Source organism: Providencia sp. wls1914, assembly GCF_009706645.1.
Lineage (GTDB): Bacteria > Pseudomonadota > Gammaproteobacteria > Enterobacterales > Enterobacteriaceae > Providencia > Providencia zhijiangensis.
This window is the reverse complement of sequence record NZ_WLUN01000004.1, coordinates 189237-199389: the sequence shown is the minus strand read 5'-3', so window position 1 is coordinate 199389 and position 10153 is coordinate 189237. Positions and strand designations below refer to the sequence as shown.

7 protein-coding genes and 3 pseudogenes are annotated in these 10153 nt (G+C 43.6%); 8 read left to right on the top strand and 2 right to left on the bottom strand.

All coding sequences use genetic code 11. The features are described from left to right. Window positions 1-500: 500 nt before the first annotated feature. The 7 genes and pseudogenes from nrfA (at window position 501) to GKR74_RS03030 (ending at window position 7577) form a co-directional block, all read left to right on the top strand. The gene (nrfA, locus tag GKR74_RS03060; RefSeq protein ID WP_154602480.1) at window positions 501-1934 is read left to right on the top strand and encodes an ammonia-forming nitrite reductase cytochrome c552 subunit; all 1434 of its coding nucleotides are present in this window, start codon (window positions 501-503) and stop codon (window positions 1932-1934) included. Window positions 1935-1979: 45 nt separating this feature from the next. Beyond that, window positions 1980-2576 (top strand): annotated as a pseudogene (gene nrfB, locus GKR74_RS03055) (cytochrome c nitrite reductase pentaheme subunit). Continuing rightward, window positions 2549-3253: pseudogene (gene nrfC, locus GKR74_RS03050) on the top strand (cytochrome c nitrite reductase Fe-S protein). The pseudogenes nrfB and nrfC overlap by 28 nt, the downstream one beginning before the upstream one ends. After that, window positions 3217-4173 (top strand): cytochrome c nitrite reductase subunit NrfD, encoded by a 957-nt coding sequence (nrfD, locus tag GKR74_RS03045; RefSeq protein WP_154602478.1) that lies wholly within the window; start codon window positions 3217-3219, stop codon window positions 4171-4173. The pseudogene nrfC and the gene nrfD overlap by 37 nt, the downstream one beginning before the upstream one ends. Window positions 4174-4196: 23 nt before the next feature. Continuing rightward, window positions 4197-5981 carry a heme lyase CcmF/NrfE family subunit gene (locus tag GKR74_RS03040; protein WP_154602477.1) on the top strand — a complete coding sequence of 595 codons (1785 nt, stop codon included), beginning with the start codon at window positions 4197-4199 and terminating at the stop codon, window positions 5979-5981. Further along, a pseudogene (nrfF, locus tag GKR74_RS03035) lies at window positions 5974-7062 on the top strand (heme lyase NrfEFG subunit NrfF); the annotation flags it as partial. The gene GKR74_RS03040 and the pseudogene nrfF, both read left to right, overlap by 8 nt. 113 nt (window positions 7063-7175) lie before the next feature. Beyond that, window positions 7176-7577 carry a hypothetical protein gene (locus tag GKR74_RS03030; protein ID WP_154602475.1) on the top strand — a complete coding sequence of 134 codons (402 nt, stop codon included), beginning with the start codon at window positions 7176-7178 and terminating at the stop codon, window positions 7575-7577. 57 nt (window positions 7578-7634) lie between these two features. On the opposite strand, the gene GKR74_RS03025 is transcribed toward GKR74_RS03030, so the two are convergent. Continuing rightward, window positions 7635-7871, bottom strand: a complete 237-nt coding sequence (locus tag GKR74_RS03025) for a GDCCVxC domain-containing (seleno)protein (RefSeq protein ID WP_154602474.1) — start codon at window positions 7869-7871, stop codon at window positions 7635-7637. 184 nt (window positions 7872-8055) lie between these two features. Here GKR74_RS03025 and yegD point away from each other — a divergent pair, with 184 nt between their 5' ends. Beyond that, window positions 8056-9408 carry a molecular chaperone gene (gene yegD, locus GKR74_RS03020; RefSeq protein ID WP_154602473.1) on the top strand — a complete coding sequence of 451 codons (1353 nt, stop codon included), beginning with the start codon at window positions 8056-8058 and terminating at the stop codon, window positions 9406-9408. 65 nt (window positions 9409-9473) lie between these two features. Here the strand turns inward: yegD and GKR74_RS03015 are convergent, their stop codons facing one another. Further along, entirely contained in the window at window positions 9474-10145 is a 672-nt protein-coding gene (locus GKR74_RS03015) for an ABC transporter ATP-binding protein (RefSeq protein WP_336431288.1), read from the bottom strand. Window positions 10146-10153: the final 8 nt, after the last annotated feature.

Here is a 10153-nt window from a genome sequence, read left to right as displayed (position 1 = left end):
ATTTGCGAATTTAAACCTTATTTTTAATAGTCAAATTTATAATCAATGAAAATATATACCACCAAAGTAGTATATCATGAGCACTTTTACAAAAAACTATATTTACTTTTTTTGATTTTACGCACGTTTTAATTCAAAAATTAACCAACTTATTTATCCATCGTATTAGTGAAAATATAATTTATTATAAATATCAGCATGATAATGAAAATTACAAAGTGCAAATAATAATCATTATTATTTAATGATTTAATCCATACTCTGCGTTAAAAAATAAAATTTAATATTTTTTTATTTATTCAATTTTCTCCATTTTTATTATTTTTCATCGATTAAAAAGTAAACTCATTTTAATTATTGATCAAAGACAATATTTTTTGTGTGGTTTTTTGCTAATTATATAAGTTGGCAATTGTCTGATAGCAATAGTGCGATTGTTATCAAATATAAAAATAAATACAGCTAATGGGATGGCTGGCTTAAAAACACTCGAGGCCCTTATGGCAAAGATAAGAAATAATGCACTGTACCTACTGAGTGTGCTTGCAGGGATATTTCTGTTTACCTCTGTACAGGCACAAACTCCAACAAAAGATTCCACATCAACCATCAACGCTCGAAACGAAACCTTTGAAGCGGCGCACCCTGATCAATACCATTCATGGCGCGCGACTTCAGAACAATCACAACGAGAAGATGCACTGGCTGAAGATCCTCGCCTTGTCATCTTATGGGCTGGGTATCCATTCTCTCGTGACTACAATAAACCTCGTGGCCACGCCTACGCGATTATCGATGTTCGTGAAACACTGCGAACTGGCGCACCCAAAAATGCGGAAGATGGTCCTCTTCCTATGGCATGTTGGAGCTGTAAAAGCCCTGACGTTGCTCGACTAATTCAGGAACATGGGGAAGATGGCTACTTCAAAGGTAAATGGGCAAAAGGCGGCCCTGAAGTTGTCAACGTATTGGGCTGTGCGGATTGCCACAAAACAGACTCCCCTGAGTTTGCTAAAGGTAAACCTGAACTCACTCTCTCTCGCCCGTACGCTGAACGCGCCATGGAAGCCATCGGCAAGCCATTCGATAAAGCGAGCCGCTTCGACCAACAATCTATGGTGTGCGGTCAATGCCACGTTGAATACTATTTCTCTGGCGAAACCAAAGCGGTGAAATTTCCTTGGGATAACGGTACCAAAGTCGAAGACATGGAAGTGTACTACGACAATATTGGGTTCTCTGACTGGACAAACTCCCTGTCTAAAGCCCCAATGATTAAAGCTCAACACCCTGAGTATGAAACTTGGAGCGCAGGTATCCACGGTAAAAACAATGTGACCTGTATTGACTGCCACATGCCAAAACTGCAAAACGAAAAAGGGGAACTGTATACCAGCCATAAAATCGGTAACCCATTCGATAACTTTGAACAAACCTGTAGTAGCTGCCATACCCAAAGCAAAGAGCAACTGCAGAGCATTGTTGCCGAGCGTAAAAAAGCTATCCAAGAGATGAAAATCAAAGTGGAAGATCAGTTAGTACGCGCTCACTTTGAAGCTAAAGCAGCTTGGGATGCAGGCGCAACCGATGCTGAAATGAAAGATATCCTTGCTGATATCCGTCATGCGCAGTGGCGTTGGGATTTAGCTATCGCGTCACACGGTATCCACATGCATGCGCCAGATGAAGGGTTACGTATGCTTGGTGGGGCAATGGATAAAGCCGCAGATGCCCGTGCAAAACTGGCGCGTTTACTGGGTTCAAAAGGCATTACTCATGAAATCGCGATCCCAGATATCTCCACCAAAGATAAAGCGCAGCAAGCCATCGGCTTGGATATGCAGAAAATTAATGCCGAAAAACAAGAGTTTTTAAAGACTGTGGTACCTGAATGGGATGCACAAGCTCGTAAAAACGACCTGTTAGCCAAATAACCACTCACCCCAGTTCGCTGGGGTGCGATAACCAATGGAGTGAATATGAGCGTACTACGTTCGTTATTAACTGCTGGGGTGCTGGCGTCAGGCTTGTTATGGGCAATATCCGCGTCGGCAACACCACAAATGGCTGAAGAAGCTAGCAAAGACGGTCGTTGGCAAGTTACGCAGCAGCGTAATCCAGACAATGCTTGTCTTGATTGCCATAAACCCAATAAAGAAGGGATGCATGGCACCCATGCTGAGGTCATCAACCCGAATAATAATTTGCCGGTGACGTGCACCAATTGCCACGGCAAACCGGGTCCTAATCACCGTGAAGGCGTCAAAGACGTCATGCGGTTTAATGATCCGATGTACAGTGTGGAACAACAAAATAGCGTCTGTTTATCTTGTCACTTACCTGAACAACTGCAAAAAGCGTTTTGGCCCCACGATGTTCACGTGACCAAAGTGGCTTGTGCGAGTTGTCACGACCTCCATCCAAAGCAAGACACCATGAAAGTGCTGAGTGATAAAGGTAAGGTCAAAATCTGTGTGGATTGCCACTCAGATCAGCGAGATAACCCGAACTTTAACCCCGCTGCGGTGAATGTTCTTAAGGAGCAGCCATGAGTTGTTCTCGTCGTCAATTCATAATCTATTCAGGCGCACTGGCGGCGGTAGGCGGTGTGGCGGGGCATTCCCTCGCCAATACCATGAAAGTTGACGGGGTGCGATATGGCATGATCCACGATGAAACACTGTGTATCGGCTGTACCGCCTGTATGGATGCATGTCGGGAAGTCAACCAAGTTCCAGAAGGCGTATCACGCCTAACGATTATTCGCAGTGAACCCATTGGTCAATTTCCTGACGTCAAATATCGGTTCTTCCGCCACTCTTGCCAACATTGCGAACATGCCCCTTGTGTCGATGTTTGTCCAACAGGGGCTTCATTCATCGATAAAACCACGGGGATTGTGGATGTAAACCCTGATCTGTGCGTTGGCTGTCAATACTGTATTGCCGCCTGCCCTTACCGCGTCAGATTTATTCATCCCATCAGCAAAACCGCCGATAAATGCGACTTTTGCCGTAAAACCAATCTCAAAAAAGGGAAGCAACCAGCTTGTGTCGAAGCGTGTCCAACCAAAGCGTTGGTGTTTGGTAATTTAGATGATCCAAACAGTGCGGTGTCGCTAATGCTCCATGAAAAACCGACCTATCGATTCAAAATTGCACTGGGAACGAAACCCAAAATGTACCGAGTTCCCTTTAAATATGGGGAGGTTAGCCAATGACAACCACTTCAGCTTTTCATTTTGAGTCGTTAGTTTGGGACTGGCCTATCGCCGTTTACCTGTTTTTGATTGGTATCTCTGCGGGGTTAGTGGTTCTGGCTGTATTGATACGCCAATATGTCCCCAATGCTGCCACCAGCAACAGTACTATCATGCGTACTACGCTAATTTTAGCGCCGACCACCATTATTCTCGGTCTACTGATCCTCATTTTCCACTTAACCCGTCCATGGACGTTCTGGAAATTGATGTTTCACTACAGCCCAACTTCTGTGATGTCCATGGGGGTAATGCTGTTCCAAGTTTACATGGCGGTGTTAGTGGTTTGGCTGGCTAAAATTTATGAACAGGAGCTCGTCCAACTGCAACAAAAATGGCTACCTAAACTGACGATAATCCCTCGTGTTTTAGGTTGGCTAAGTCGCATCATGCGCGGATTAGATATTGCTATGCTAGTCTTAGCTGTATTGCTAGGGGCGTATACAGGGTTCTTATTATCGGCACTCAAATCCTATCCATTCTTAAACAACCCAATATTACCGGCTTTATTCCTCTTTTCGGGAATTTCGTCGGGACTGGCGGTGAGTTTACTGGCAATCGCCCTGCGCTATCGCAAAAATGTTCATAACCCTGAAACGGTCTTTTTACACCGTGTAGAAAGCTTCGTCGTTTGGTTAGAGATATTTTTGCTAGCGGCCTTCTTTGTGGGATTGGCGCTCGGTGATGATGGCAAACTGCGTTCGTTAATTGCAGCATTAGGCGGTGGTTTCTGGACGTGGTGGTTCTGGCTTGGCGTAGTGGGAATTGGTTTTGTGATTCCCCTCCTATTGAAAAAATGGCAACAACAAGGTAGCCAAGCTTTTCGGGTTATTGTGGTCAGTGGCGCAAGCTTAATTGGCGTGTTTTTCCTGCGTTTCTTTGTCCTATACGCAGGACAACTGACAGTCGCATAACCGACTTAAACTAAAGGTGATACTTGGAAATTTTCCTTCCCGAAATAGGGTTTATCAGCTTGCTACTGGCGCTGTGTATCACTGGCTATCATACCCTATTGGGGTTTATCGGCGTTTTCAGGCACGTCCCGAGGCAAATGTCTCAGGGCGTGCTCTGGACGTCTTTGCAATTCACTTTTTTATTAACCGCGTTTCTCAGCTTAACCGCCAGCTTTATTTTCAGTGATTTTTCCGTTATTTATGTGGCTCAACATAGCCACAGTTTGTCCCCTCTTGTTATTAAAATTGCGGCAGTCTGGGGAGGACACGAAGGTTCACTGCTTCTGTGGGTGCTGTTTTTCTCCGGCTGGAGTACCTTATTTGCATGGCGTTATCGCCGCCAAAATAGCCCATTTTTTCCTTTAACATTATGTGTACTGGCGGCTATTTGCACGGCGTTATTACTGTTTGTTGTGTTCTATTCCAACCCGTTTGAACGCCTGTATCCTCCTGCAATTGAAGGTCGCGATCTCAACCCGATGCTGCAACATTGGGGGTTAATTTTACACCCGCCACTACTTTACCTTGGTTACAGCGGATTGATGCTGGTGGCCGCGTTAGTGCTCGCGTCATTAATGGCGACGCCCACTCTACTTCCCGAAAATTCCAGTCAACCTATAGCTCAATTGTGTTGGCGCTTTGTGGTTCCAAGTTGGTGCATACTCACTAGCGGTATCATCCTCGGTTCTTGGTGGGCATACAGTGAATTGGGCTGGGGAGGATGGTGGTTTTGGGATCCCGTTGAAAACGCCTCTTTACTTCCTTGGCTTTCAGCCACTGCGTTGCTGCACAGTTTATCTATCACTCGCCGAACAGGGCTGTATCGCCACTGGAGTCTGTTGCTGGCGATTATCACATTAATTTTAGCGCTGCTCGGTACACTGATTGTCCGCTCTGGGATCTTAGTGTCCGTTCATGCATTTGCCTTAGATAACGTGCGTGCCGTTCCGCTATTTTTACTCTTTACCGTTTTAAGCCTTGGCGCCCTGTTTATTTATGGTTGGAAGGCGAAATTCCCACCTCAAGAGCCTCGGTGCAAAACATCACGAGAAATCTATTTATTACTGACATTGATTTTGTTTACCGCAGTTTTATGTATCGTACTGACGGGCACCTTATACCCGATGCTCTATGGTTTATTAGGGTTAGGTAAGATCTCGGTGGGCGCCCCCTATTTCAATCAGACATTACTGCCATTTGGCCTGTTTATGCTGGTGGTAATAGCGCTTGCCACGCTCAAATATCGCGATATTGCCAAGAACGAAAATCACACGCCATTTCAACGGCTGTTGATGATTATGCAGCGAAAATTTCCTGCCATTATTGCTCACGCAGGGGTTATTCTGTTCGCTATGGGAATTGCCCTTTCCTCAACACAGAAATCAGAAATCAGCCAAAATATCGCCGTCGGACAATCAATCTCAGTTGGCGGATATCAATTCCAGTTTCAGCAATTACAACTGGCGGCTGAATCCAACTACACCACCGAAAAAGCGCTGATCCACGTCAGCCAAAATGCAGGTCAAAATGGCTTTGATATTGTCACTGAGCGTCGCCTGTATATGGCTCGCCAGCAATTGATGATAGAGCCGGGGATCCACTGGGGATGGATGCGTTCTTGGTATGTAGTGCTGGGAGAAAAAACGGGCACTGAGCGCTATGCGATGCGTTTTTATGTACAAGAAGGCATTCAATGGATTTGGGGTGGTGGGTTTGTGATGTGCTTAGGTGCGTTGATGAGTTGGTTTAGGGGGCGAAAACATGATTAAAAAAATCGTTATGTTACTCCTGCTGCTGTGCGCCTTGAATGCGCACTCCCAAATAGTGGATACCTGGGAATTTAATTCCAATGAGGAACAAGAATTATCTTTGCAGATTGCCTCACAGTTACGTTGCCCTCAATGCCAAAACCAAAACTTATTAGAATCCAATGCACCTACCGCAGTCAGTATGCGCCATCAAGTTTTTAAAATGGTCTCTGAAGGGAAAAGTGAATCTCAAATTAAACACTATATGACCGAGCGTTATGGTGACTTTGTTTTATATAATCCCCCATTAACGCTTAGCACCCTACTATTATGGTTACTTCCCGTATTTACGGTTCTTTGTATTATCTTTATTTTATGGAAAACATTAAAAGTAAAAAATAAAATTAATCAGCGCATTATTTTATTAGACCCCTCTATTCCGTTAATAGAAAAATACAACCGGACTCACTCTGACATACAATTATTACCGGCTATCAATAATGAAAAAATACTTCAGTATCCTCATTGGAATAAGATAAGTAACATCCTTATTATCATCATAATCTGCATTATGATAGCGGGATATTTTTTATTACCACGATTCCACTCAACACTTGATTTATATCAAAGACAAAATGACCCTATTTTGCTGTTTACACCATTAGAGCGTGAAACGCAGGATCTACAACGTTTACAAGCAGATATCCGCCAATCCCCTGAAAACAGTGAACTTTGGGCTGTTTTAGGTGAATACTATCTTTATCAAAATAGCTATGAAAATGCTTTAATTGCCTATGGCTATGCACTCAAATATCGCGGTGAGAATGCCCAACTCTATGCCGCAATTGCCACAGTGATGTATTACCAAGCCGGACAAGTGGTTACAAATGACACACAAAAAATGATAGACAAAGCATTAAGTCTAGATAAGAATGAAGTCACCGCATTGATGTTATTAGCCTCAGATGCCTTTATCAATGCCAATTACACAACGGCGATTAATATCTGGCAAAACCTACTTGATAGTAATAATCCTAGAGTCAATCGCGCTCAAATTATTGAAGCCATTCATATGGCTAAATTAATGGAAAATAGTGGGAAACAGTGAACAAAAATAATAAAGGCCCTTGAACCTTTATTACCTCGCGGTATCCATAATTGATAAAAAATAATAATAAGTTTATTTATTAAATATAATAATCTAGAAAAAATATCATGACGAATAAGATGCTTTCTATCTTAGTGATTATTCTTATCGCAGGAGGATCATTTCTTGCAGGAGTAATGGCTAACTACACACCTGATTTAGATGTTATCAAGAAATCCGAGCGAGCTGTGGAAGACTTGTTGAATTTCCCTAAAACCGTCGAATTTAAAGATGTGAAATACCATGTCATCAGAGAGACCTCTGATCGCGGTATGTTAGGCTACGTTTGTGGTCAAGTTCTGGTATTTGATGCAAAAAATAGCTATACCTACAAACGTTTTATGGTGAAAACGTACCTGAATGAGGATGGTAGAAATATCGTTTCCATTCCGCTATTGGATAGAGACGAAATGGAATTTCCGCTTGAGGAATTTAATTACTTGTGGCGTAAAAATTGTCAGAATAGATAATTATACTTAATTGAATATTATCTATTTCCTACGAAATTAATGATTTTTCTCTGAGTCTTATTTACAGCAACATGAAGGCTTGCCTGTTAATTCTGCTTCTTGGATTGGTGGGCATTTCACCGTGCCATAAGAACAAAAAACGCAGCAATCCCCTTCTAATGGCTTTAATAATACACCGCAACCCGTGCATTCATAAAACCACTGACAAGCATTGGTTGGCATCTCTTCCATTTTCGAACACCCACATTCTGGGCACGTAATTTCAGACATCAATTCAATTTTGGCTTGACTCATTTGATCCTCGATAAGGTATTCCACAGTAAATAATTCTGTTTATCTTACAAAATAATGTCGCCCTTATCCTTGCGCCAAATTAGGTTTCCCACACAAAATAAAAATACGGTTCCAATAGCATTTCCCGCAAGGTTGATATACAGTTTTCCACTTTTTTCAAAGCACCCTAGATTTTGGAGGCGAAATGTTTATTGGTTTTGACTACGGAACATCTAACTGCTCCGTCGCAATCATGAAAGATGGCAAACCGCAATTGTTACCCCTTGAAGGCAACAATTTTTATATTCCATCAACCTTGTGTGCGCCGACAAGAGAATCAGTTTCAGAGCACTTATTTCGCCATCTGAATATTTCTCCGACAGACTCAGTAGGCCAGCAAATCCTCCGACGCTCTATTGCGTTTAATCAGGATGAAGGCATTGAACTGGAGCCGGAAGATATTGTTTTCGGGCAAGCTGCGCTGGACTTATATTTAAGCGACCCTCGAGATGTCTACTATGTAAAATCACCTAAATCTTTTTTAGGTGCATCAGGCTTACACGAAACCCAAGTCAGTTTCTTCGAAGATTTAGTGTGCGCCATGATGGCAAATATCAAGCATACTGCCGAAGCAAGTACCCAACAAACCATCACTGACACGGTGATTGGTCGCCCAATTAACTTCCATGGACGTGGTGGCGAACTGGCGAACCAGCAAGCGGAAGCTATCTTATTAAAGGCCGCCAAACGTGCTGGATTTCAGAATATTGCGTTCCAGTTTGAGCCCGTTGCCGCAGGGTTAGAGTATGAATCTACCCTAACGAAAGACCAGACCATTTTAGTGGTGGATATTGGCGGGGGAACCACTGACTGTTCACTTATCCAAATGGGCCCAAGTTACAAAGACAGCCATGACCGTACAAGCTCTTTATTAGCACACACTGGTCAACGTGTTGGCGGAAACGATCTGGATATTTTCGTCGCCTTAAAACAGTTAATGCAGCTTTTTGGTATGGAAAACCAATATCAATCGGGGATCAAAATGCCTCTGTTGCAGTTTTGGAACCCAATTGCCATTAACAATGTGGAAGCACAAAAAGAGTTTTATTCTCGCGCTAACCTCAATGCATTAACCCGCTTACAGCAAGATGCTCAAGAGCCTGCCTTGCTCGCCCGTTTGCTCGAGGTTTATCACCAAACGCTGGGTTACAGCATTGTACGCAAAGCGGAAGAGGCGAAAATCGCCCTCTCTGATGAGCAAAATTATTTAGCGAAAATTGCATTATCTAAAGAGCTGCTTGAAGTGAATATTGGACGTGATCAATTGATTGATGCGATTGAATCACCAAAAAGCAAAATGATTGAGTTGGTGAAAGAAGCCGTTGTACAAGGAGGCGTTCAACCGGATGCTATTTTTGTCACCGGGGGTAGTGCCCGCTCGCCTATCTTACATCAAGCGATTCAAGAACAACTGCCGAACATCCCTATTGTTCGTGGTGATGATTTTGGCTCGGTTACCGCTGGGTTAGCCCGCTGGGCGCAAACCTGCTTTAAATAATCGAGTTCCCAATGCCGTTTGTGCGGTATTGGGTTTTCTCTATTCCTTTCAATTATTGCCCTCAACTACTCTTCGAGTAGACGCCCCTCTTTTAAGTAGCTGATTTTATTTGCCATTAACTGAGCTTCATCTTCACTGTGGGTCACCAACAACGCCGTTTGCCCCGCCGCACGTAAAATATCCCGCACTTCTTGCCCTAAGCGTTTTCGGCTATCCGGATCAAGGCTCGAAAGCGGTTCATCCAGCAACAGCACCGCTGGTTGCGGCGCTAACGCTCGTGCTAATGCAATCCGCTGCTGCTGACCACCCGACATTTCGTGAGGATAGCGTTCCGCTAAGCCGCTCAATTCAACCAACTTTAATAACTGTTGAACGCGAGCGTGTTGCTGCTCTTTAGGCTGTTTTCTGAGCCCAAATGCCACGTTCTGCGCCGCCGTTAAGTGAGGAAACAAGGCATAATCTTGGAAAACCATACCAACATTACGCTGTTCAGGCGGCAGATGAAGATTTGGACCCGCAACACAGCGACCACCTACGTAGATGGTTCCTTGCTCTACCTGCTCAAAACCAGCAATCGCTCTCAATGCCGTGGTTTTCCCGCATCCTGAAGCCCCAAGTAAACAACCAATTTCCCCAGCATCGATATGCAAAGAAAAGCCATTAAGCACATGGTTACGTTGATGTTTGTTGCCATAAGAAACATGGACATTGTCAAGAACTAAGGTTGAATCAGACACCGAAGACA

Excerpts from the sequence above, each read along its gene's own strand:
- nrfA (WP_154602480.1), top strand. The coding sequence starts at position 501 with ATGGCAAAGATAAGAAATAATGCACTGTACCTACTGAGTGTGCTTGCA.
- nrfD (WP_154602478.1), top strand. The coding sequence starts at position 3,217 with ATGACAACCACTTCAGCTTTTCATTTTGAGTCGTTAGTTTGGGACTGG.
- GKR74_RS03030 (WP_154602475.1), top strand. The coding sequence starts at position 7,176 with ATGACGAATAAGATGCTTTCTATCTTAGTGATTATTCTTATCGCAGGA.
- GKR74_RS03025 (WP_154602474.1), bottom strand. The coding sequence starts at position 7,871 with ATGAGTCAAGCCAAAATTGAATTGATGTCTGAAATTACGTGCCCAGAA.
- yegD (WP_154602473.1), top strand. The coding sequence starts at position 8,056 with ATGTTTATTGGTTTTGACTACGGAACATCTAACTGCTCCGTCGCAATC.